At 74.9% G+C, this 21,847-nt stretch carries 24 protein-coding genes and 3 pseudogenes; 17 read left to right on the top strand and 10 right to left on the bottom strand.

The features are described from left to right. The 5 genes from VGH76_RS27210 to VGH76_RS27190 all read left to right on the top strand — a co-directional run. Positions 1 to 678: transketolase-like TK C-terminal-containing protein (locus VGH76_RS27210; RefSeq protein WP_414637829.1), on the top strand; the 678-nt coding region annotated here is incomplete at its 5' end. A gap of 154 nt (positions 679 to 832) precedes the next feature. Further along, positions 833 to 1,132 carry a DUF3040 domain-containing protein gene (locus VGH76_RS27205; RefSeq protein ID WP_331559894.1) on the top strand — a complete coding sequence of 100 codons (300 nt, stop codon included), beginning with the start codon at positions 833 to 835 and terminating at the stop codon, positions 1,130 to 1,132. Next, complete coding sequence (locus VGH76_RS27200; protein WP_331559893.1) at positions 1,119 to 2,318, top strand: AI-2E family transporter; 1,200 nt, start codon at positions 1,119 to 1,121, stop codon at positions 2,316 to 2,318. Before VGH76_RS27205 ends, VGH76_RS27200 begins: the two co-directional genes overlap by 14 nt. Positions 2,319 to 2,354: 36 nt before the next feature. Continuing rightward, positions 2,355 to 3,044 carry a GAP family protein gene (locus tag VGH76_RS27195; RefSeq protein ID WP_331559892.1) on the top strand — a complete coding sequence of 230 codons (690 nt, stop codon included), beginning with the start codon at positions 2,355 to 2,357 and terminating at the stop codon, positions 3,042 to 3,044. 204 nt (positions 3,045 to 3,248) lie between these two features. Further along, the gene (locus VGH76_RS27190; protein ID WP_331559891.1) at positions 3,249 to 4,394 is read left to right on the top strand and encodes an MFS transporter; all 1,146 of its coding nucleotides are present in this window, start codon (positions 3,249 to 3,251) and stop codon (positions 4,392 to 4,394) included. Here the strand turns inward: VGH76_RS27190 and VGH76_RS27185 are convergent. From VGH76_RS27185 to VGH76_RS27175, 4 genes and pseudogenes are all read right to left on the bottom strand, one after another. Beyond that, positions 4,382 to 5,035 (bottom strand): enolase C-terminal domain-like protein, encoded by a 654-nt coding sequence (locus VGH76_RS27185; protein WP_331559890.1) that lies wholly within the window; start codon positions 5,033 to 5,035, stop codon positions 4,382 to 4,384. The two genes, VGH76_RS27190 and VGH76_RS27185, sit on opposite strands and share 13 nt — an antisense overlap. 109 nt (positions 5,036 to 5,144) lie before the next feature. Continuing rightward, positions 5,145 to 5,405 (bottom strand): annotated as a pseudogene (locus VGH76_RS28120) (mandelate racemase); the annotation flags it as partial. Positions 5,406 to 5,469: 64 nt separating this feature from the next. Beyond that, positions 5,470 to 6,879: a protein adenylyltransferase SelO gene (locus VGH76_RS27180; protein WP_331559889.1), complete on the bottom strand. Its 1,410-nt coding sequence runs from the start codon at positions 6,877 to 6,879 to the stop codon at positions 5,470 to 5,472. A 193-nt stretch (positions 6,880 to 7,072) separates the two neighbouring features. After that, on the bottom strand, positions 7,073 to 7,225 hold the full coding sequence (locus VGH76_RS27175) for a hypothetical protein (RefSeq protein ID WP_331559888.1): 153 nt from the start codon (positions 7,223 to 7,225) through the stop codon (positions 7,073 to 7,075). A gap of 17 nt (positions 7,226 to 7,242) precedes the next feature. Between VGH76_RS27175 and VGH76_RS27170 the strand changes: the two are divergent. The 3 genes and pseudogenes from VGH76_RS27170 to VGH76_RS27160 all read left to right on the top strand — a co-directional run. After that, a pseudogene (locus VGH76_RS27170) lies at positions 7,243 to 7,630 on the top strand (aspartate/glutamate racemase family protein); the annotation flags it as partial. 61 nt (positions 7,631 to 7,691) lie between these two features. Then, positions 7,692 to 8,342: an O-methyltransferase gene (locus VGH76_RS27165; protein ID WP_414637828.1), complete on the top strand. Its 651-nt coding sequence runs from the start codon at positions 7,692 to 7,694 to the stop codon at positions 8,340 to 8,342. 186 nt (positions 8,343 to 8,528) lie between these two features. Continuing rightward, positions 8,529 to 9,497, top strand: coding sequence for a ferritin-like domain-containing protein (locus tag VGH76_RS27160; RefSeq protein WP_331559886.1), 969 nt, complete (start codon positions 8,529 to 8,531; stop codon positions 9,495 to 9,497). Between the two features lie 70 nt (positions 9,498 to 9,567). On the opposite strand, the gene VGH76_RS27155 is transcribed toward VGH76_RS27160, so the two are convergent. Continuing rightward, the gene (locus tag VGH76_RS27155) at positions 9,568 to 10,275 is read right to left on the bottom strand and encodes a response regulator (protein WP_331559885.1); all 708 of its coding nucleotides are present in this window, start codon (positions 10,273 to 10,275) and stop codon (positions 9,568 to 9,570) included. Positions 10,276 to 10,342: 67 nt separating this feature from the next. Here VGH76_RS27155 and VGH76_RS27150 point away from each other — a divergent pair, with 67 nt between their 5' ends. Further along, positions 10,343 to 11,620 (top strand): amidohydrolase, encoded by a 1,278-nt coding sequence (locus VGH76_RS27150; protein WP_331559884.1) that lies wholly within the window; start codon positions 10,343 to 10,345, stop codon positions 11,618 to 11,620. A gap of 133 nt (positions 11,621 to 11,753) precedes the next feature. Here VGH76_RS27150 and VGH76_RS27145 read toward each other — a convergent pair whose 3' ends face one another. Next, positions 11,754 to 12,563 (bottom strand): hypothetical protein, encoded by an 810-nt coding sequence (locus VGH76_RS27145; RefSeq protein ID WP_331559883.1) that lies wholly within the window; start codon positions 12,561 to 12,563, stop codon positions 11,754 to 11,756. Between the two features lie 118 nt (positions 12,564 to 12,681). Here VGH76_RS27145 and VGH76_RS27140 point away from each other — a divergent pair, with 118 nt between their 5' ends. Further along, positions 12,682 to 14,442 carry an acyl-CoA dehydrogenase gene (locus tag VGH76_RS27140; protein WP_331559882.1) on the top strand — a complete coding sequence of 587 codons (1,761 nt, stop codon included), beginning with the start codon at positions 12,682 to 12,684 and terminating at the stop codon, positions 14,440 to 14,442. Here the strand turns inward: VGH76_RS27140 and VGH76_RS27135 are convergent. Both VGH76_RS27135 and VGH76_RS27130 read right to left on the bottom strand, forming a co-directional pair. Then, positions 14,435 to 14,758 carry a tetratricopeptide repeat protein gene (locus VGH76_RS27135; protein WP_331559881.1) on the bottom strand — a complete coding sequence of 108 codons (324 nt, stop codon included), beginning with the start codon at positions 14,756 to 14,758 and terminating at the stop codon, positions 14,435 to 14,437. The two genes, VGH76_RS27140 and VGH76_RS27135, sit on opposite strands and share 8 nt — an antisense overlap. Then, the gene (locus VGH76_RS27130) at positions 14,755 to 15,375 is read right to left on the bottom strand and encodes an FMN reductase (protein WP_331559880.1); all 621 of its coding nucleotides are present in this window, start codon (positions 15,373 to 15,375) and stop codon (positions 14,755 to 14,757) included. Before VGH76_RS27130 ends, VGH76_RS27135 begins: the two co-directional genes overlap by 4 nt. Positions 15,376 to 15,563: 188 nt before the next feature. Between VGH76_RS27130 and VGH76_RS27125 the strand changes: the two genes are divergently transcribed. Then, positions 15,564 to 15,779: a helix-turn-helix domain-containing protein gene (locus VGH76_RS27125; protein ID WP_331559879.1), complete on the top strand. Its 216-nt coding sequence runs from the start codon at positions 15,564 to 15,566 to the stop codon at positions 15,777 to 15,779. A 163-nt stretch (positions 15,780 to 15,942) separates the two neighbouring features. Further along, a pseudogene (locus tag VGH76_RS28115) lies at positions 15,943 to 16,071 on the top strand (Clp protease N-terminal domain-containing protein); the annotation flags it as partial. 75 nt (positions 16,072 to 16,146) lie between these two features. Here the strand turns inward: VGH76_RS28115 and VGH76_RS27115 are convergent. Continuing rightward, entirely contained in the window at positions 16,147 to 17,295 is a 1,149-nt protein-coding gene (locus VGH76_RS27115; protein WP_331559895.1) for a patatin-like phospholipase family protein, read from the bottom strand. A 126-nt stretch (positions 17,296 to 17,421) separates the two neighbouring features. Here VGH76_RS27115 and VGH76_RS27110 point away from each other — a divergent pair, with 126 nt between their 5' ends. Further along, a complete protein-coding gene (locus tag VGH76_RS27110) occupies positions 17,422 to 17,580 on the top strand; it encodes a hypothetical protein (protein WP_331559878.1) in 159 nt (52 codons plus the stop codon). 7 nt (positions 17,581 to 17,587) lie between these two features. On the opposite strand, the gene VGH76_RS27105 is transcribed toward VGH76_RS27110, so the two are convergent. After that, positions 17,588 to 19,006, bottom strand: coding sequence for a glutamate decarboxylase (locus VGH76_RS27105; protein ID WP_331559877.1), 1,419 nt, complete (start codon positions 19,004 to 19,006; stop codon positions 17,588 to 17,590). Here VGH76_RS27105 and VGH76_RS27100 point away from each other — a divergent pair. The 4 genes from VGH76_RS27100 (at position 19,005) to VGH76_RS27085 (ending at position 21,846) form a co-directional block, all read left to right on the top strand. Continuing rightward, complete coding sequence (locus VGH76_RS27100; protein ID WP_331559876.1) at positions 19,005 to 19,628, top strand: SAM-dependent methyltransferase; 624 nt, start codon at positions 19,005 to 19,007, stop codon at positions 19,626 to 19,628. The genes VGH76_RS27105 and VGH76_RS27100 overlap by 2 nt on opposite strands. Before the next feature lie 58 nt (positions 19,629 to 19,686). Continuing rightward, complete coding sequence (locus VGH76_RS27095; protein ID WP_331559875.1) at positions 19,687 to 20,112, top strand: DUF1707 domain-containing protein; 426 nt, start codon at positions 19,687 to 19,689, stop codon at positions 20,110 to 20,112. A gap of 76 nt (positions 20,113 to 20,188) precedes the next feature. After that, on the top strand, positions 20,189 to 21,076 hold the full coding sequence (locus VGH76_RS27090) for an SMP-30/gluconolactonase/LRE family protein (RefSeq protein WP_331559874.1): 888 nt from the start codon (positions 20,189 to 20,191) through the stop codon (positions 21,074 to 21,076). A gap of 305 nt (positions 21,077 to 21,381) precedes the next feature. Further along, the gene (locus VGH76_RS27085; protein ID WP_331559873.1) at positions 21,382 to 21,846 is read left to right on the top strand and encodes a Crp/Fnr family transcriptional regulator; all 465 of its coding nucleotides are present in this window, start codon (positions 21,382 to 21,384) and stop codon (positions 21,844 to 21,846) included. Position 21,847: the final 1 nt, after the last annotated feature.

Below are 21,847 nucleotides of genomic sequence, written 5' to 3'. Positions count from 1 at the left end.
TCGCTCGCGCCCGAGGGCGGCGCCCACCAGTCGATCACCACTCCCTCGATCGGGCTCGAGCAGCCCGGCTGCGTGGCCTTCGAGCCGGCGTTCGCCGTCGAGGTCACCTGGTGCCTGCTCGACGGGCTGAGCCGCCTCGGTCGGCCCGACGGGTCCTCGACCTACCTGCGCCTCTCGACCGCCCCGGTCGACCAGGCCCTCGCCGCGGTCCCCACCGACCCGGCCGCCCGCGAGCGGCGCCGCCGCGGCGTCGTCGCCGGCGGCTACCTGCTGCGCCGGGCCGCCGACCGTGCCCGGGTCACCCTCGCCGCCCAGGGCGCGACGGTGCCGGCCGCGCTCGCCGCCGCCGACCGGCTCGACGCGCTCGGCGTCCCCGCCGATGTCGTCGTGGTCACCAGCGCCGATCTGCTCTTCCGCGCCACCCAGGGCCAGCCCGGCAGCGACCGCCGGGTCCTCGACGCCGCGTTCCCGCCCGACCGCGCCGCCCCGCTGGTCACCGTCCTCGACGGCCACCCCCACACCCTCGCGTTCCTCGCCGGGGTGCACCGCGTCCGGGCCCGCCACCTCGGCGTCACCACCTTCGGCCAGTCCTCCGACCTCGCCGGCGCCTACGCCCTTCACGGCATCGACGCCGACGGCATCGTCGCCGCCGCCCTGGACGGTGCCGAGAGCGTGTGACGGGCGCGGGGCACCTGCCGGACGTCCCGGGGTGTCCGGGCTGCTCGACCCTGGCGACGCCGCGCCGATCGGACTGTCCTGGACCCTGACGCGCCGGCGCGGTCCCGCCGGCGACCTCGGACCTCCCCCCGTGCGGAGGCGGAAGGAGCCGGCGATGCCACTCGACGACACCGAACGCTGGGTCCTCGCGGAGACCGAGCGGTCGTTGGCCGAGCACGACCCGGGCCTCGCCCGCCGCTTCCGGCACGGGTTCAGCGCCCGCCGCCGGGGCATGGCCACGACGGCGATCGCGCTCGTCCTCGTCGTCGGCCTGCTCTGGCTCGACCTGGTGGGCCAGGCGTTCGTCATCGCCCTGCTCGCGATCGCCGTGGTGGCCCTGAACGGCTGGTGGCCCAGCCGCCAGATCGCGGCGATGCTGCACGGGGGGGACGAGGGCACCGATGGCCGCCGGTGACGGCCACGCCGAGGTCCCTGCTCCACAGACGCGCCCCACCGCCGTCGACGAGGCGGGCCACCCGAGCGTCCCGCGCGGGGTCGTGATCCTGCTCGGGGCCGCGGCGGCCGTCGTCGCGACCGCGGGGATGTACGCGACGTCGTGGCTGCTCGGACCGCTGCTGCTCGCCCTGGTGATCGTGATCGCGGTCTACCCGATCAAGACGTGGCTGCAGCGCCGGGGCTGGCCGAGCTGGGCCGCCGTGCTGTCGCTGGTGGTGGTCATCTACGGATCGTTGGTGGTGCTGACGCTGTTCCTGGTGGCCTCGGTGAGCCAGCTGGCCGCGCTGCTCGCCCAGAACTCCGGGAAGAGCCAGCAGCTCGTCGCCCAGGCCGGGGCGGCGCTGCAGAAGCTGGGGTTCGACCCGACGCAGGCGCGCGCCACCGCCGGGTCGGCCGACCTCGGCAAGCTCGTCGGGGAGATCGGCACCGTGCTCTCGGGCGTCGGTTCGTTCGTGGCGAGCCTGTTGTTCATCCTGGCGCTGATGCTGTTCCTGACCGCGGAGTCCGGGGGCACGGCCCGGCGCATGACGATGATCTCCCGGCAGCGCCCCCACATGACCGGGGCGCTCGAGAACTTCGCGCACGGCACCCGGAACTACCTCGTCGTCACCGCGGTGTTCGGGCTCATCGTCGCGGTGCTGGACACCATCGGGCTCGCGGTCCTGGGCATCCCGCTCGCCCTCCTGTGGGGCGTCGTCGCGTTCATCACGAACTTCATCCCCAACATCGGGTTCATCATCGGCCTGGTGCCACCCGCCCTTCTGGCCCTGCTCACCGGCGGCTGGGAGCCCGCCCTCGCCGTCGTCGTCCTCTACTGCGTGCTGAACCTGGTCATCCAGTCGCTGATCCAGCCCCGGTTCGTCGGCGACTCCGTCGGCATCTCGGCCACCGTCACCTTCGTGGCGCTGCTGTTCTGGGCGTGGGTCCTGGGGCCGCTCGGCGCCCTGCTGGCCATCCCGGTGACCCTGCTGCTCAAGGCGGTGCTCGTGGACTCCGACCCGCGGGCGCAGTGGGTGGAGGCGCTGCTCGGCGCCGAGCCCTCCCCGCCGAAGGAGCCGGGGCGGCGCCGCCGGAAGCGGGACCGCGTCGCCGACGGAGCGCCGCCCGCGACCGGTGGAGACCCGGACGCGGCCGTCCCCTCGTGACGCCGGCGCCGTGAACCGCGGGAGCGTGCCGTCCCGATGAACGTCGACGTCGTCGTCCTCGGTCTGGCCAGCGTCGTGCGGCCGACCTCGCTCGCCGCGGTCTACGCGCTGCTCGGCGCCGGGGAGCCGCGGCGGCTGCTCGGTGCCTACCTGCTGGTCGGGGTGGCGTTCACCCTCGCTGTCGGGATCGCCGCCGTCAGCCTGGTCCAGGTCGCCGCGCCGCCGCCGCACACGACGACCACGGCGCACGCGATCGCCGCGATCGTGCTGGGCGTCCTCGCCCTCGGGATCGCCGGGTACCGGGCGACGGTCGGGCCACGAGAGGGCCCGGTCGGCCCGGACGGCCGGGAGGGTGACGACGGCCCGTCCCCGCGGCGGAGGGCGCTCGGGCGGCGGATGTCGGACCCGACCGTGACGGTGGCCGGGGTCGCGGGTGTCCTCACCCATCTCCCGGGGGTCTTCTACCTGGCGGCGCTCGCGGCGATCGTCGCCGAGAACGCGGGGTTCCCGCGGGCCCTCGCCCAGGTCGGCCTCTACAACGCGTTCTGGTTCGCGATCCCGATCGCCGCCGTGGTCGGGGCCGCCCTGCGTCCGGAGGTCATGCCGGCCGTCGTCGAGCGGGTGACCGCGGCGATCGCCCGGCACCGCGGGGCGGTCGTCACGGGCATCACCGCCGCCGCCGGCGTCTACCTCGTCGTGCGGGGCATCTCGGGGCTGGTCGGCTGAACCGGGTTCAGAGTGCGGCGGCCGGACCGACGAGCAGTTGCGGTGCCGCGATCCGCCCGGAGCACGCCTTCGCCGGCCCCGACCCAGCGCACAGCGGGGAAGCCCTGCAGGGTGCACGCCCCAGCGGCACTGCTCCCGGGCGGGACGGGCACCCCCGGGACGGGTGACCCACACCCGGGTGCCGCCGTCGCGGAGGATCGGGGCGTGCAGCCCGGGGAGAGACGTCTGGCGCTGGCCGGCGCGGGGGTCGTCGGTGTCGCGTTCGGGATGGCGCGGTTCACCTTCGGCCTCACCCTGCCCGCGCTGCGCCACGACCCCACGCTCTCGGCCACCGGGCTCTCCGACCCGCTGCTCGGCGCCATCGCGGGCGGGACGTTCGCCGGGTTCCTCGCCGGCATCGTCGGCGCCCCGTTGCTCGCCTCCCGGCGGGGACCCCGGGCCCCGACCACCCTCGGTGGCCTCTGCGGCGCGCTCGGGGCCCTGCTCGTGGTGCTCGCGACCTCCCCGGGGGTCCTGGCCGCGGGTGCCGTGCTCGCCGGGAGCGCGGCCGGATGGGTGTGGGCGCCGTACTCCGACCTGGCCGCGGCGCTGGCACGGCCGTGGGTCCGCCCGGGCCTGGTCTCGGCGATCAGCACCGGGACCTCCGGCGGCCTCGTCCTCACCGGGGTGGTTGCGGTGCTGGCGGGCGAGCAGTGGCGGGTGGTCTGGGCGACGGTGGCCCTGGCGTCGGTGGCCGCGGCGGCGCTGAACCTGGCGTGGGTGCCCGCGGTCGACCGCCGGACCGGGCGGCGCGGTCACGCCCTGCCGTGGGCCCGGCTCGCCGTGCCCGCGCTGTTCGCGGTGGTCTATCAGGCGGCCGTCGCGCTCGGGTTCACCTACGCCGCCGACGTCGCGCGCGCCGCAGGGCTGGCCGCCGACGCCCGCCCTGTGCTCTACGTGATCATCGGCGTGCTCGGTCTCGCGGGGCTCGCAACCGGGATCCTCGCCGGGCGGCTCGGCCCGCGCCGGGTGGCGGCCGGCTGCCTCGTCGTCCTCGGGATCTCGCTGGCGCTGTTCGCCGTGGGCGGTCGCTCCCCCGTGATCGTGCTGCTCGCCGCGGCCGTCTTCGCCCCGGTCTACCTCGTCGGGGCCGCCGTCCTCGCGGTGTGGGCGGCCGCGGTGGCGCCCGCCGACCCGGGGCGGGCGCTCTCCGTCGCCATGGTGGTGGGCGCGGTCGGTGCGATCGTCGCGCCCGTCGTCGTCGGGAGCCTCATCCCCGTCGTGGGCCTGCCGGCGCTGCTCGGGGCGGCCGCGGCACTGGTCGCCGTCGTCGGGGTCGTCGTCGGGATCCTCGCCGGTCAGGCGCGGTGATCGTCGACCGCGTCCTCGTCCCAGGCGACGCCGCTGCCCGGCTCGTCGGGCTGGACCACCGCGCCGTCGACGACGCGGGCCGGGGACGCCAGCACGCCCGCCGCCACGTCGAGGTACTCCAGGAGGAACGCGCTCGGCGTGACCGTGAGGAGCGCGGCGCTGACCTCGGGCCAGAAGTGGCTCGACACCGGGAGCCCCGCCGCGTGGGCCAGCGGCGCGGCCCGCAGCCACCCGGTCACCCCGCCGATGCGAGCGACGTCGAGCATCGCGTGGTCGCCCGCGCCCGCCCGGAGGCTCGCGGTCATCTCGTCGACGCCCCACCAGCTCTCGCCGAGCTGGATCGGGGCTGACACCGCCGCGCGGATGCGGGCGTGCCCGACGGCGTCGTCGGCGCGGGTCGGCTCCTCGACCCAGAGCAGGTGCTCGTCGGCCAGGGCGCGGATGCGCCGGATGGCCTCGGGCGCGGGCAGCGTCTGGTTGTAGTCGATCGCGAGGTCGGCGTCGGGCCCGACGGCGTCGCGCAGCGCGTGGATCACCTCGCGGTCGCGGGCGAGCCCCGCCGACCCGACCTTGACCTTGTAGGCACCGAACCCGAGCTCGGCGAGCCCGGCGGCCTCGGCGCCGACGTCGTCCGGCGCCATCGAGCGCAGGCTGCCGTAGGCCCGGACGGCTCCCGGCTCCCGGCTCCCCGCCGAGCAGCCGGACCAGGGGCAGCTCGACGCGGCGGGCGAGGGCGTCCCAGCACGCCATGTCGATGCCCGAGATAGCCATGGTGGCCAGTCCCTGCGGGCGGAGCAGCCGCAGCCGTACCCGCAGGTCGGCCTCGACGGCGCGGGGCGCGGCGGGGGCGCCGACGACCGCGGCGCCGAGCTCGGTGACGAGGCTGGTCAGCGCGGGGAGCACCGCCGGCGTGTAGCAGAACAGGTAGGCGTGCCCCACCACGTCCTCCGACGTCGTCACGTCGACCAGTACCAGGGGCGCGTTCGGCACCTCCCCGCTCGCGGTCTGCACCGGAGGGTCGAGCGGCGCGAGGACGGCCCGGGCGCGGACCTCGCGCACCGTCGAGCCCACCGCGTCAGGTCCCGCAGTAGGTGACGAACGGGCCGCTGCCCGGTTCGGTGTACCGCTCCAGGCCGGGCCGCTCCTCGAAGGGCCGCGAGACGACGTCGAGCAGCCGCTCGAACGGCGCGAGGTCGCCCTTCTCCGCGGCGGTGAGCGCTTCGTCGACGAGGTGGTTGCGCGGGATGAAGAGCGGGTTGACCTGGTCCGGGTCGGCCTGGGGGTCGCGCGCGGCCTCCCAGCGGGCGGCCCAGGCGTCGAAGGCCTCGCGGTCGAGGAAGAGGTCCCGTGCCTGCCCGCGCGGGAGGGCGCGGAAGAAGGTAGTCCAGTCCACCTGCTGGGCGTGCAGGAGCGCGAACAGGTCCGCGACGAGGCCGTCGTCGGGCTCGGCGAGCCCGAGTTTGGCCGCCATGCCCGCGCCGAAGTGCGCGTCGTAGCGCGCGGCGAAGGACTGCACGACCTCGGTGGCCTGCGCGATCGCCGTCTCGGAGTCCTCGTCGATCAGCGGCAGCAGCGCCTCGCCGAGCCGCGCGAGGTTCCACCGGGCGATCGGGGGCTGGTGCCCGTAGGCGTAGCGCCCGGCGTGGTCGATGGAGCTGAAGACGGTGTCCGGGTCGAACCGGTCCATGAACGCGCAGGGCCCGTAGTCGATCGTCTCGCCGGAGATCGTGGTGTTGTCGGTGTTCATGACGCCGTGGACGAAGCCGACCAGCATCCACTGCGCGATCAGCGACGCCTGTGCCTCGACGACGCGACGGTAGAGCTCGAGGTAGGGCGACTCGGCGTCGGCGGCCTGCGGGTGGTGCCGCGCGATCGCGTGGTCGGCGAGGGCGCGCAGCTGGTCGGGGCCGCCGGCGGCCGCGGCGTACTGGAAGGTGCCGACCCGCAGGTGGCTCGATGCAACCCGCGCGAGCACGGCGCCGGGCAGCGACCCGGCGTCGCGCGGCACCTGCTCGCCGGTGGTCGTGACGGCGAGGCCACGGCTGGTCGGGATGCCCAGGGCGTGCATCGCCGCGCCCATGAGGTACTCGCGCAGCATCGGCCCGAGTGCGGCCTTGCCGTCGCCGCCACGGGCGAACGGGGTGCGCCCGGAGCCCTTGAGGTGCAGGTCGTGGCGGGAGCCGTCGGGGGCGACGATCTCGCCGACGAGCAGCGCGCGGCCGTCGCCGAGCCGGGGCTGGTACATCCCGAACTGGTGCCCGGAATAGCCCTGCGCGACGGTGTCGACGCCCTCGGGCACGCGGCCCACGAGCAGCCCCGAGCTCCGGAGCGTCGCGGGGTCGAACCCCAGCTCGGCCGCGAGCTGCTCGTCCAGCACGACGACCTGCGGGTCGCGCGCCGGGGCCGCGGCCCAGGGGACGACGAGGTCGGGCACGGCCCGGGCGTAGGTGTCCTCGAGGGGCGGGATTCCGACTGCCGTACTCACGTCCACGACGCTACCTGCCCCGCTAGCACGCTTCCCAGGATGCGAACTCACTTCTCGCCTGTTGGGAGGGCTCCGTGACCGCATCCGGCCTGGCGCGCCGGGTGGCGCCCTGAGCGCGCCCGGCGCCGTCGAGGAGACGCTCATGCCCCCGGTTCGACCGCCTCCCGGTGCACCAGCGTCTTCTCGGCGAGCGTCACGACCCGGCCGGCTCCTGCTCCGGGGCGGCGGTCCGCCGGCTCAGCCCCCAGTCGACGAGGAACGCCGCGCCCGCCCCGAGGAACCAGGAGAACGCGGCGACGTCGGAGGAGCCCAGGAGCACCAGCAGCATCGCGAGCACGGCGCCCACGGCGGTCGCGGCGATCGCGGTTCGGCGCCGAGTCGGTGGAGGGCAACCTGGAGAGCCACCTGGCCGCCCTCGGGGTGCTCGACGCGGTGCGCCACCACGAGGGCCCCTACGACGCGGTGGTCCAGGCCGGGTTCGGCGAGCACGGGCGGGAGGCGCTGCAGGAGGTGCTCGACGTGCCGGTCGTCGACATCACCGATGCCGCCGCCTCGACGGCGATGTACCTGGGGCGGCGCTGGGCTGGCCGAGGCGGTCCGGGACCGGGCCGGGGTGCCGGTGGTCGACGGCGTGCCCGCGGCGGTGACCGTGGCCGAGTCCCTGGTCCGCCTCGGCCTGACGACCTCGAAGGTCCGGACGTTCGCGCCTCGCCGTCCGAAGCGGATCACCTGGTGCCCTCCGGGCACGTGAGCACAAATCCGTGTCAGAGGACGGATTTCTGCTCACAGGCGCGAAGCGCACCATGGGGATCGTGGCCGAGCCGGGCGAGGTGGACGCGTACTTCGAGACGACCCTGGGGATCGATGACCCGGTGCTGACGCGGGCCCGGGAGCGGGCGCGTTCGGAGGGCCTGCCGGACATCGCGGTCTCGCCCCTGCAGGGCGCGTTCCTCGGGCTGCTGGTGCGGATGCTCGGAGCCCGACGGGTCCTCGAGGTCGGCACGCTCGGCGGCTACTCCGGCACCGTCATCGCGCGGGCACTTCCCGACGACGGCCAGTTGGTCACCCTCGAGGTCGACCCGCACCACGCGGAGGTCGCCCGGGCGGTGTTCGACGAGGCGGGCATCGGCGACCGGGTCGAGGTCGTCGTCGGTCGGGCGGCCGACACGCTGCCCGGCCTGGAGGGACCCTTCGAACTCGTCTTCATCGACGCCGACAAGCCCTCCAACCCCACCTATCTGCGGGCCGCCCTCGCGCTCTCCCGCCCGGGAACGGTGATCGTCGTCGACAACGTCGTCCGCCACGGCGCGGTGGCCGACCCGGCCGACACGTCCGCGAACGCCGTCGGGTCCCGCGAGGTCACCGAGCTGGTCGCGGCCGACCCCCGGTTGGAGGCGACGGCGCTGCAGACGGTCGGCGCGAAGGGCTGGGACGGCTTCCTGCTGGCCCGCGTCGTGGGGTGAGAGCGACCTTCCGTCGCTCCGTGGCGGCCGTTCGGCACTGCGGATAGACCGTTCGTCGGGCGACCGTGTGCCGTGTCACGTGGAGTCACCCGCGACCCGCGGGTAGCCAGCCCCCACGACGCCGTCGGTGTGGCTGACCCCGATGCCCCGACGGCACCCAGGACATCACCAACGATGGGAGTCACCTTGGCTGCACACGCCACCATGATCGGTCAGCTCCGTTCGCTGCTCCAGCTCACCCAGACCGAGGTGCAGATCGCCCGCATCCGCGTCGCCCAGGCCCGCACCGACGCGGTCCGCAAGGAGCTGACGGAGAACGCGGAGAACGCCGAGCGCCGGACCGCCGAGATCACCCGGGAGCTGCAGCGTCTGGGCGGCGTCGCCGACGTCGTCTCGCCGCTGGTCGGCCGCGTGGCCGCCTTCGTCAAGGGCACGTTCGAGCAGGCCGAGCCGGTCGACGAGGCGCTCCTCGGCGACCTGATCCTCGAGCACCAGCTCCACGACCGCGCGACCTACCTGCGCGCCCTCGCTGAGGCCGCGCACGAGAAGTCCACGAGCCAGCTGGCCGAGCGGCTGATCGGCGCGCACAGCGCGACCGTCGAGTGGCTGACCACCGTCCTGGCCGAGCAGGCCCTCGGTGGCCCGCCCGCGCTGCGCGCGACCCCGTTCCAGGCGGTCGCCGGCGGCGTGACGCGTGCGGTGAACTACCCGGTGCGCTTCGCCCGGGACCAGGTCAACCGTGCGCTGGGCCGGGTCCAGGACACCGGTGACCAGGTCCGCGCCGGCGTCACGCAGGTCGCCGGCAAGGCCGCGCAGTTCAGCGAGAACGCCCGCGACGTGCTCGTCACCGGCCGGGACGCCTCGCTCGAGCGCGCCGAGCAGGTCGCCCGCAAGCAGGGCGACTCCACCACGGCGAGCTCGGTCCACGAGGCCCGCGCCCGGCTCGGCACGCTCCACGCGTCCGAGCTGCCGATCGCGGACTACGACAAGCTCTCGGCCTCCGACGCCGCCAACGCGGCGAAGCAGCTCGAAAAGGTGGACGACCTCAACAAGGTCATCCACTACGAGGAGGCCAACAAGAACCGCCACAGCGTGGTCTCGGCGGCGCAGACCCGCCACGCCGCGCTGGCACAGGAGATCGCCGGGATCCGCTGAGGTCCCGCACCACTCCGACGGCGGCGGCATCCCAGGGGTGCCGCCGCCGTTCCGTGTGTCCGGAGCCCTCTCAGGACCCCTGCGGCTCGAACCGGTACCCGCGCCCCGGCTCCGTGAGGAGGTACCGGGGCCGCGACGGCTCCGGTTCGAGCTTGCGGCGCAGGTGGCCGAGGTAGACCCGCAGGTAGTGCCCCTCGGTGCCGTAGGCCGGGCCCCACACCTCGTGCAGCAGCTGCTGCTGGGTGACCAGCATCCCCGGGTGGCGGACCAGGTACTCCAGCACGCCCCACTCGGTCGGGGAGAGGTGCACCTCGGTGCCTCCTCCCTGCGGCCCGCGACGCACCACCTTCTTCGCGACGAGGTCCACCTCGAAGTCCGGTGTGGTCACCCGCGGCTCGCCCTCACCCGCGACCGTCGCCGCCCGCCGCACGGCGGCCCGGATGCGGGCCAGCAGTTCGGGCATGCCGAAGGGCTTGGTGACGTAGTCGTCCGCGCCGGCGTCGAGGGCCGCCACCTTGTCGCCGGCGTCGCTGCGGGCGGACAGCACGATCACCGGCATCGAGCTCCAGCCGCGGATGCCCTCGAGCACCTCGAGACCGCTGAGGTCGGGCAGGCCGAGGTCGAGCACGACGACGTCGGGTGCCGGCCGGTCGGCGGCCGCGCGCAGCGCCCCGGCCCCGGTGGCGACCGGGACGACGACGTGGCCGTGGGCGGTGAGGTTGATGCGCAGGGTGCGCAGCAGGTGGGGGTCGTCGTCGACGACGAGGACGCGGCTCACCGCGCCATCCTGGACCCGGCCGCCGACATCCGTCCCGTGACGACCTCGACGCGGGCACCATGACCGGATGAGCACGTCGAGCACCGCCGTCGCCTGGCGCCGCGACCTGCACGCCCACCCCGAGGTCGGGTTCACCGAGTTCCGGACGGCCTCGCGCGTGGCCGGGCGACTCGCCGACCTGGGCTGGCAGGTGCGCACCGGCGACGAGGCGCTCGACCCCGGCGCCCGGCTCGGGGTCCCCGACGACGACGTCCTCGCCGCGGCCTTCGCCGCCGCCACCGGCGACGGGTCCTGGGCCGGCGACGACCGCTTCCTCGCCCCGATGCGGGGCGGGCGCACGGCCGTCGTCGCGACCCTCGACTCCGGGCGACCGGGACGTCGCGTGGCCCTGCGGGCCGACACCGACGCTCTGCCGATCGTCGAGTCGGCCGAGTCCGGGCACCCGCCGGTCGCGGCCGGCTTCCGGTCGACCCGCGAGGGTGTGATGCACGCCTGCGGGCACGACGGCCACGTCGGGATGGCCGTCGAGCTCGCCGAACGCCTGACCGCCGACCCGCCGGACGGCCGCGTCACGATCGTTCTCGAGCCGGCCGAGGAGGGCGGGCGCGGGGCCGCAGCGATGGTCGCCGCCGGCGTGGTCGACGACGTCGACGTGCTGCTCGCCGCCCACCTCGGGATCGGACTGCGCAGCGGCAGCGTCGCGGCGGCCGTCGACGGGCTGCTGGCCAACGCCAAGCTGCGCGTGACCTTCCACGGTCGCGCCGCGCACGCCGCGATGGCCCCGCACGAGGGCCGCTCGGCGCTGCTCGCCGCCGCGGCGGCCACCCTCGCGGTGCACACGATGCCGCCGGTCCCCGGGCACGAGACCCGCGTCGCGGTGGGCGCGCTGCACGGTGGGACCGTCAGCAACATCGTCCCGGACCGCGCGACGGTGCTGCTGGAGACCCGGGCGGACGCGGGCGCGGTGAACGAGCAGATCGAGGCCCGGGTCCGGACGATGCTCGAGGGTGCGGCGGCGACCTACGGGTGCCGCGTGGAGATCGAGCAGATCGGCACGGTGCCGACGGCGACCGGGGACCCGGCCGCCTCCGAGGTGGTGGCGGAGGCGGCGCGCTCGACGGGTCTCGACGTCGTCGTGCCGACCGCCGATTTGGGCGTGGCCAGCGACGACGCCACCGCGTTGATGTGCCGCGTGCAGTCCCGCGGCGGGGTCGCCACCTACCTCGCGATCGGGTCGGACCTCGCCGGCGCGCACCACACCCCGGGCTTCGACATCGACGAGGCGGTGCTCGGCCCGGGCGTCGACCTGCTCGAGCGGGCGGTCCGCGCCGCCGTCACCTCGTGAGGGTGTCGTTCCGGCGAGGGGCGCCCCCGGCCGGTCTAATCGACCGAACGGCCCTTCGCTCAGCACCGTCAGGCCTGCGGTAGTGCTCGATGATCGCCAGGAACTCCGGTCAATGGTGCGCGACGGAGTTGTGTCAGCGTTGATCTGGGCGATGCGCGGACCGGCTCCCGTGCAGGTAGGCCGGGTCGATCCACGGCGGGATCACGGTCGGGACGTCGACGGCGACGACGTGCCCCCGGAAGCCGACGGTGGCCCGCGGGCCGTCGAGGCGGACGTCGACCTGCTCGAGGTTCGCGGGCTCGCCCGGGTCGTGCCCGATCGCGGCGGCGACGAACGCGCGCATCGGCCCGGAGTGCGAGCTCACGAGGGCGACCCGCCCCCGCCCGGGTTCCGCCGCGAGCGCCTCGATACCGGCCCAGAGCCGGTAGACCGCGAGCTGCGGCGGCTCGAAGTGCCGGGTCGTGGACGTCAGCCACCGGTCGATCGGACCGCCGGTCTTGGAGGCCTCGCCGTAGTTCGCGTCGAACCGGTCGTACTCGAGGGCCCAGTCCGGCGTCGGCTGCTCCGGGTCCAGGGCGAGCCGCCGCGCCGCGACCCCGGACGACTCGCGCGCCTCGCCGTCGTACAGGAACTGCAGGCTGTCGAAGTGCGCATCGGGTTCGAGGTCGCCGAGGACGATGCCGTGCCCGGACCCGAGCTCCTCGTCGAGGGCCTGGACGAGGCCCGCGCGCAGGGTGACCGCGGTGGCGGTGCCGCGGGCGGTCGGCGCGTGCGGGAGCCGGACCCGCTCCCCCGCCGTCAGCGTCGCGGCGAGGTCCTTCCCGAGCGCCCGTCCGGCCTCCCGGGCCTGGGCCTCGCCGAGCTCGGTGAGCCCGACGTCGTCGAAGTAACCGTGCGTCTCGCCGTGACGCAGGAGCACGACGCGGAACCCAGAGGTGGCCACGACCGTGAGCCTGCCGCGCGGCCGGTGGGTGATCCAGTCCCCTGTTGCCCGATGCCGAACGGTCCGGACGGCGCCTCGCGGCCTTTCGTACCGGCGGGTCCGTGCGACGCTGGGGGCCGTGAGCGAATCCCGCATCCTGTCGCGCGACGACCTCGAGTTCCTGCTCCACGACTGGCTGGGCGTCGCCGACCTCCTCGACCGGCCGGCCTTCGCCGAGCACGACCGCGACACCGTCGACGCCGTCCTCGAGCTCGCCGAGCAGATCGCCACCGAGCGGTTCGCCCCGCACAACCGCGCCGCCGACGTCGCCGAGCCCCACCTCTCCGACGGCCGGGTGGTCGTCGTCGACGGCGTCCGGGAGGCGATCGAGGCCTTCGCCGAGGCGGGCTTCATCGGCGCCTCGGTGCCGGCCGAGCAGGGCGGCACCGGGCTGCCGTTCACCGTCGCCCGGGCCGCGCTGGCGTGGTTCCAGGCCGCCAACATCGGCACCGCGTCCTACCCGTTCCTGACGACGGCCGCGGTCAACCTGCTGCTGGCCCACGGCACCCCCGAGCAGGTCGACGCCTGGGTGCCCCCGATGCTCGACGGCCGCGCCTCCGGGACGATGTGCCTCTCCGAGCCGCAGGCCGGCTCGTCGCTGGCGGACATCACCACCCGCGCGGAGCCGGCCGAGGACGGGTCGTTCCGCGTCATCGGCACCAAGATGTGGATCTCCGGCGGCGAGCACGAGCTGACCCCGAACATCGTCCACCTGGTGCTCGCGAAGATCCCCGGCGGCCCGCCCGGGGTGAAGGGCATCAGCCTGTTCGCGGTCCCGCGCTACCTCGAGGACGGCAGCGCCAACGACGTCGCCCTCGCCGGGCTCAACCACAAGATGGGCTACCGCGGCACCGTCAACACGCTGCTCAACTTCGGCGAGCGCCGCGGCGCCGTCGGGTACCTGGTCGGCGCGGAGCACGGCGGGCTCGCGGCGATGTTCCACATGATGAACGAGGCGCGGGTCGGCGTCGGGATGGGCGCGGCCGCGCTCGGCGTCACCGGCTATCTGCACTCGCTCGACTACGCCCGCACCCGCACCCAGGGCCGCGCCGTGGGCGGCCGGGACGTCACGACCCCGATGATCCCGATCGCCGAGCACCCCGACGTCAAGCGGATGCTCCTCGCGCAGAAGACCTACGCCGAGGCCGCGATGGCGCTCGGGCTCTACTGCTCGCGGCTGGTCGACGACAAGGACACCGCTCCCGACGACGAGGCCCGGGCGCGGGCCGCGCTGCTCCTCGACGTGCTCACCCCGATCGCCAAGAGCTGGCCCTCGCAGTGGTGCCTGACCGCGAACGACCTCGCGATCCAGGTGCTCGGCGGGTCGGGCTACACCCGGGACTTCCCCGTCGAGCAGTTCTACCGCGACAACCGCCTCAACCCGATCCACGAGGGGACCCACGGCATCCAGGCCATCGACCTGCTCGGACGCAAGGCGGTGATGCGCGGCGGGGCCGGCCTCGAGCTGCTGCTGACTACGGTCCGCGCCACGATCGCCCGCGCCGAGGCGCACCCGGAGTACGCCGCGGCGCTGGAGTCGGCGCTGGTCCGGGTCGAGAAGACGACGACGACGCTGCACGCCGCCGGCGACGCCGACGTCACGCTCGCCAACGCCAGCGTCTACCTCGAGGCCGTCGGGCACGTCGTCGCGGCGTGGATCTGGCTCGAGCAGCTCCTCGCCGTCGATGGCCGGGACGGCACCGACGGCGGCGGCGCGTTCGCCGAGGGAAAGCGCGCCGCCGCCCGGTACTTCTTCCGGTTCGAGCTGCCGAGGACCGGTCCGCAGTTCGACCTGCTGGACTCCCTCGACACCACGACGTTGGACTGGGCGGTCAGGTGACGCCGAGCGCCGCGGCCAGCTTCAGCGGCCCGGCCGCCTCGTCGTGGCGGCTCTGCCGGGCCAGGGCGCGGCCGAGCAGGAGCTGCGCGTACCCGTCGGAGGGGTTCGCCGTCACCAGCTCGCGGGCCTGCGCCTCGGCCCGCCCGAGCTGGGCGGAGTGGAAGTAGGCGCGGGCGAGCAGGAGCCGGGCGGCGGTGGCGTCGGGCTCGTCGGCGACGAGGTCGCCGAGGACCTCGGCGGCCTCGATCCACTGGCCGAGCTCGGCGTGGAAGGTGGCCCGGTCCCAGCGACGGTCCGGGGTCATCGTCTCGATCATGTGGTCATCTTCTCCAGGAGTGCCTCGAAGGAGGGCGTGGTGGCGAACGGGTCGTCGGGGTCCCGACGACGGGTCCCGGCGCCGATCACGAGGTCGGCCAGCTCACCGGCCGCGCGGTCGATGCGCTCGGTCAGCTCGCCGTCGCCGGCGCCCCAGTCCTGCGCCGCGGCGAAGACCGTGGTCGGGACGACGACGGCGCGCAGGTATCCGAACAGCGGGCGCATGGCGTGCTCGAGCACGAGGGCGTGGCGCGGCGTGCCCGCGGTCGCGGCGACGAGCACCGGGGTCCCGACGAGCGCCTTCGGGTCCAGCACGTCGAAGAACATCTTGAACAGGCCGCTGTAGGAGCCGGTGAACACCGGCGTCACCGCGATCACCGCGTCGGCGTGGGTCACCGTCCCGATCACCTCGGCCAGCGCGGGCGGGGCGAACCCGGTGAGCAGGGTGGAGGTCAGGTCGTGGGCGTGCTGGCGCAGCTCGACGACCTCGACGTGCACGTCGTCCCCGCGCTCGCGCACCGCCGCGGTGGCGGCGGCCGCGAGCCGGTCGGCCAGCAGACGCGTCGCCGACGGCGTGCCGAGCCCGGCGCTCAGGACGGCGATCGTGCGGGTGGTCATCGCGTTCCCTCCGAGTTGATGCTTCAACTTTCGCCGGCGAGAACGCCGCGTGTGGCACCCCGATTCCCTCACCGAGCGGTCCCGCACTGCGCACCGCGCCTCCGAGCAGCATTGGGGACCACTCGGCGGTGGTGGTCGCTGTCAACGCGAGTTGACAGGCGCCGCGCTGTCATCCTAGGTTGACAGATGTGGTTGATGCGGTGGCGGTGGCGACGTCGGCGTCCTCGACGGACCCGGCGGTCGGACTGGCAGCGGTGGCGTCCCTGCGGACGCTCACCGAGTCCCTCGAGGAGCTGCAGGTGGGGCGGGCCCGACGACTGGGCTGGTCCTGGCAGCAGATCGCCGACGCCCTCGGCGTCAGCCGGCAGGCGGTGCACAAGAAGTACCGCCGAGGACTCGTCTGAGGGGGACACACCCGTTCGGTCCCGGCGCCCTGGAGGGCACGCGGGCGGCCGGGCGCCGCGTCCGCCGTCGGGCGTGGGGCCACCTCCGGTCCACGGTCGACGCTAAGAAGACCCTCGAGCTCGCCCTGCGCGAGGCCGTGGGGCGCGGCGACGCTACGTCGGCACCGAGCACATCCTGCTGGGCTTCCTGCACCCGCAGTCCGGCATGGCCGGCGACCTCCTGCGCACCCGCGGCCTCACCCTCGACGGCGTCCGGGCCGAGCTCGAGGGACCCGGCCGCGCCGCCGGGTGACGCCGACGCGTGTGTGCGTGTGTTTCCGTGCCTGGGCACGGAAACACACGCACGAGGCCGGAGGCCGACGGTCACTCACTCCTGGGGCGGCTGGGCGAGCACCGCCTGCGCGTCGACCCGCCCCTGCTCGATCTGCGCCTCGGCGTACCCGGGATCGAAGAACACCAAGCTGAGCAGCTCGTCGCGCCCGAGGCCGTCCCCGCCCGCCGCGATCAGGCGTTCGATGGCCCAGCTCGCGTCCCACGGACCGCGCACCCGGGCGTCGAACGTCTCCCGGGCCAGGCACGCCAACTGACCGTCCCTCGGCGCGACCACCCGGAACGGCACGCGCCGGTGGCGCGACTCGACCGGGCGGTCGCCCACCAGCTCCCTGATGGTGCGGTTGCGACGGCGGAGGGCCTCGATGTCGTCACCCAACGCGTCGGTCAGCACCGCCCGGACCGAGATCGCGGCGGTCCGGTCGAGGTCGGGCTCGGGCCCACCGCCCGCCGGCACCGGCGGCGGGGTCAGGGAGTGGCCCGACACCACGAGCAGCTCCCCCACCCCGAAGCGCAGGGCGGCGTCGAGCGGGGCGTTGAGCCGGACCCCGCCGTCGACGTACCAGCCGCGGTGGCTCGACGGCTCCGGCACCCACACCGGCGGGAACAGCACCGGGATCGCCGCCGAGGCCAGCAGGTGCTCGGCCTCGACGCGGGTCGCGACGACGTCGGTGGCGTGCAGCGGCTCGGCGACGTCGGGCTGCCCGCCGGCGACGAACAGGCGGGTGCGGGCTGCGACCCCGCGGTCGGGCACGACCGTCGCCGCGACGCCGAGCGACCGCACGCGCGGGCCGCCGACGATGTCCGCGACCTCGCCCGGGTGGAAGCGCTCCCGCGCCATCTGCTGCAGCGGCCCGACGTCGAGGACGCTCGTCACGTGCCCGGGGAGGCCGAGCGCACGGGCCCCCAGCGCGAGACCGGTGCCGGGCAGCGTGAGGAGCGGGTTGGTGTAGACGCCGTGGACCTCGCGCCAGACGTCGGTGACCCGCTCGCCGGCCTCGCGCTCCTCCCCCGCGAACTGCGCGAGCAGCGCAGCGGTGATCGCGCCCGAGCTCGTCCCCAGCAGGACCAGCGGCCGCGTCGGGGGCAGCGCCCGGACGATCTCGGCGATGGCGCCCGCCTCGTACGGCCCGCGGGCCGCCGCCCCCGAGATGACCAATCCCAACGGCGCCTCGCCGTCCCCCATGCTCGTCACGGCGCCGAGCCTTCCCGGTGCCGCGCCCCCACGCTCGTCCGCGGTGGCCGACACGCCGACGAACCGTCACGCTGTCGCTGTCGAGAAGCAGTGCCCTACCAGGGAAGAAGCCGTGCCGTGCTCGCTCTCATCGTGCTGGCCCTGATCATCTGGGTCGTGCTGGTCGTCCTCGGTGTCGTCGTCAAGGGCCTGTTCTGGCTCGCGGTCATCGGCGTCGTGCTGTTCCTGGTCACCGCCGCCTTCGGCACCGCGAAACGCTCCAGCCTGCGCCGGTAGGCCCGGCTCACCCGGGGCTGGGCGCGCCGGTGTGGCTGAAGGCGCTGTCGGTGCGGGGATCGCGCATCGGATGCTGCTGGCGGTCGAGACGCGTGAGCACCCGGCGCAGGTCGGCCAGCAGCTGGTCAGCCAGGCTGTGGGTCAGCCCGTTGCGCACCACGAACCGCAGGACCGCGAGGTCGTCGCACTCCGGCGGGAAGGTGTAGGCCGGGACCTGCCACCCGTGCTCGCGCAGCCCCGCCGAGACGTCGAAGACCGAGAAGTGCGTGACCTGCGGGTCGAGGGTCGCCGCGAACACCGGGAGCTCGTCGCCGCGGGTGAGCAGCCGGAAGGGCCCGAGGGCGGCGACCTCGTCGGCGAGCCGGGTGGCGACGTCGCGGCAGTGCTGCTGCACGCGGGTGTAGCCGTCCCTGCCCAGGCGCAGGAACTGGTAGTACTGCGCGGCCACCGGGGCGCCGGGGCGGGAGAAGTTCAGGGTGAACGTCGCGACCTCGTCGCCCAGGTAGTTCACCCGGTAGACCAGCTCCTCGGGCAGCGCCGCGGTGTCGCGCCAGGCCACCCAGCCCAGCCCGGGGTAGACCAAGCCGTACTTGTGGCCCGAGGTGTTGATCGAGGCCACCCGCGGCAGCCGGAAGTCCCACACCAGGTCCAGGTCGAGGAACGGCGCGATCATCGCGCCGGAGGCCCCGTCGACGTGCACCGGGACGTCGGGGCCGCCGCGCGCGGCGACGTCGTCGAGGGCGGCGCAGATGTCGGCGACCGGCTCGTAGCTGCCGTCGAAGGTCGAGCCGAGGACGGCGACGACGCCGAGAGTGTCCTCATCGACGTGCGCGGCGGCCTGCTCGGCGTCGAGGTTGTGGCGCTCCCCCCGCATCGGGACGATCCGCGGCTCGACCTCGAAGTAGTTGGCGAACTTGTCCCAGCACACCTGGACGTCGGCGCCCATGACGACGTTCGGGCGCCGGCCCGACGCCGCGCCGCCGAGCCGGGCGGCCCAGCGGCGCTTGAGCGCCAGCCCGGCCAGCATGCACGCCTCGCTGGACCCGGCGGTCGAGCAGCCGGGCGCGGTCAGCGGGTCCGACGCGTGCCAGAGGTCGGCGAGCATCCGGCTGCAGCGCCGCTCGAGCTCGGCCGTCCGCGGGTACTCGTCCCTGTCGATCATGTTCTTGTCGGCGCACGCGGCCATGAGGGCCGCGGCGTGCGGCTCCATCCACGTCGTGACGAACGTGGCCAGGTTCAGGCGGGCGTTGCCGTCGAGCATCAGCTCGTCGTGGATCAGCTGGTGGGCCAGCTCCGGGGCCAGCTCGTGCTCGGGGAGCCGATTGCTGGGCATCACCCCGGGCTCGGCGGTGAAGGTCGGCACGACGGCGGCGTCCAGACCGCTGCCGGGGTATGGCGTAGGGGCGCGGTGCTGCTCGTCAGGCATGACGGTGATCCTGGCGCAGAAGTCGCCCCGACGGGCCGACCGCGAGCAGGCGGCCCGCAACATGGGGGCCTACCCCGACATCACCCGCTCCGCGCAGGCCAACCGCGCGTTCCTCGGGTCGATGGTGCGCTGGTACCTCGCGCGGGGCGTCGACCAGTTCCTCGACCTCGGCTCGGGGGTACCGACCGCCGGCAACGTCCACGAGATCGACCACGGGATCGACCCCGCCGCCCGCGTCGCGTACGTCGACTTCGAGCCCGTCGCCGTGGCCCACGCCCAGGAGATCACCGCCGACCTGCCGTCGGTGACGGTGACCCGCGCCGACATCCGCGACCCCGACTCGATGCTGGGCGCACCCGGCGTCGTCGACCTCAGCCACAACAGCGACGACCAGGACGACCCGGAGCTGGCCGCGGCCCTGGCCGGGGTCGCCGAGGCGATGCGCGGGAGCGCCGCGGAGCTGACGCTGCGCAGCCGCGCCGAGCTGTCCGCGAGCGTCTCCGGCCTCGACCTCGTGCCGCCCGGGCTCGTGGACCTCGCCGAGTGGCCCGATCCTGGGGGTGTTCCCACCGGTGGGCGTCTACGGGATCGTCGTGATCGTGCCGGAGTGACCGGTTCGTGACCGGACCGGTCGTCGCCGGCTCACGGCGGATTCGCCGCGGGCGGCGCACCATGGGGTCATGGGTGAGGACGGGGACCGGGTGCCGGCCGAGCGGCCGGGGCTCCGGGTCGGTCACGACGAGCGGACGGCCGCCCTGAAGGCGCTGGACACGCACTTCGAGGCGGGCCGGCTGGACGTGACCGAGTACGGCGACCGGTCCGGTGCCGCCGGGTCCGCGACCTACCGTCACGAGCTCGAGGCGCTGTTCGCCGACCTCCCCGCGCCGCACCCCGAGTTCTCCCCCGAGGCGGGCTCGTCGGCGGAGACCGAGAAGGCCGTGCACCACCGCCCGGTGCGCCACGGCCACGGGGCGCTGGCGCTGCTCCCGCTGGTGGCGGTGATCGGGCTGGTCCTGCTCGTCGTGGTCGGCGGGCAGCCCGGGGCGCTGGCGTTCTTCCCGATCGTCTTCCTGCTCGCCGGCCGCTTCGGCCCCCGGCGCTTCTGATCCCGCGGCGGGGCGGGCGGCGGCGCTAGGGTGCGCCGGGCCGCGCCGGGGCGGCCCCGACGACGGGAGGCCGATCATGAGCCACGACGTCCACACGGTGCTCGACGGGATGTCGTTCACCGAGTGCCCACGCTGGCACGAGGGCCGCCTCTGGTTCGTCGACTTCTACCTCCACAGCGTGTACTCCGCGGCCGAGGACGGCTCGGACCTGCGCACCGAGGCCGAGGTCCCCGAGCAGCCCTCCGGGCTGGGCTGGCTGCCCGACGGGCGGCTGCTGGTCGTCTCTCAGCTCGACCGGCGGATCCTCCGCCGCGAGCCCGACGGGACGCTCGTGACGCACGCCGACCTCTCCGACGTCGCGGCGGCGCAGCTGAACGACATGGTGGTCGACGCGCACGGTCGCAGCTGGGTCGGTAACTTCGGCTTCGACCTCATGGGCGGCGCCCCGGTCGCGCCGACCTCGATCTTCCGCGTCGACCCCGACGGCAGTGTCCACCTCGCGGCGAGCGACCTGTGGTTCCCCAACGGCAGCGTCGTGACCCCGGACGGGGCGACGCTGCTGGTCGACGAGACCTTCGGCAACCGCGTCTCGGCGTTCGACATCGCCGACGACGGTGGCCTCGGGCGGCGGCGCACCTGGGCCTCGTTCGGCCCGCTGCCCGACGACACCGACCTGGAGAAGGTGCTCGGCTCGCTGTCGGTGGCCCCCGACGGCTGCGGGCTCGACGCCGAGGGCGCGCTGTGGATCGCCGACGGCGCGAACGGCCGCGCGATCCGGGTGCGCGAGGGCGGGGAGATCGTCGACGAGGTCTCCCCCGGGACCGGCGTCTACGCCTGTGGGCTGGGTGGCAGCGACGGGCGCACGCTCTACCTGTGCGCGGCGCCGGACTTTCTCGCCCACAACCGCAAGGCCGCCCGCGAGGCCGCCGTCCTGGCGACCACCGTCGAGGTGCCGGGCGCCTGACCGCCCCCGCCACGCGCGAGCGGCACCCACGCCCGCAGGCCCCCCGATAGATGACCGTTGATCATCGAGGACGTCCCGGTCCATGATCACCGGGACGCCACGGCTGTGCCGGCGCCCCGACCGGAACGATGGACGCCCGTTGATCATGGGGAGCGCGCCGCGTGATCGACCGGGCACCGGCTCGTCCGCGGCGCCGCCGGCTCCGCGCGGACCTGGTCGCCGCTGCTCGCCGAGCCGGCCCGACGCCGCGAGCCGTCGGCGCGTGGACGGCCGGGTGTCCGGGTTCCCGGATAGTGTCCCGCGCCGTGGAGCTGCTCGCGGGCATGTCGGCGGAGGACCGGCGCCAGGTGCTCGCCAGCGGGCGGCGTCGGCGGTTCGCGCCGCGCGAGGTGGTCTTCCACGAGGGCGACCCGGCGGACACGTTCCTGCTCATCGAGGTCGGGCGAATGGCGGTGCGGGCCGCGACGCCGCTGGGCGACACGGTCACCTTCGCCGTCGTCGGGCCCGGCGAGGTGGTCGGCGAACTGGCCCTGCTCGACGAGGGGGCCCGGCGCAGCGCGTCGGTGGTGGCGCTGGAGGCGACCGAGGCGTGGTCGTTCACCGCCGAGACCTTCCACCGGCTGCGGCGGACCAACGCCGGGGCGAGCCGGGCCACGGTGAACCGCGTCCTGCGGGCCGTGGCCGCGGACGGGCTGCTCGAACTGCGGCGCGGCCGCATCGTCGTGCTCGACCCGGCCGGGCTGACCCGGCGTGGTTCGGCGGGGTTCTAGG

It is taken from the genome of Actinomycetospora sp. (genome assembly GCF_036497585.1).
In the GTDB taxonomy this organism is placed as follows: Bacteria; Actinomycetota; Actinomycetes; order Mycobacteriales; family Pseudonocardiaceae; genus Actinomycetospora.
This window is presented reverse-complemented; position numbering and strand designations above follow the sequence as displayed.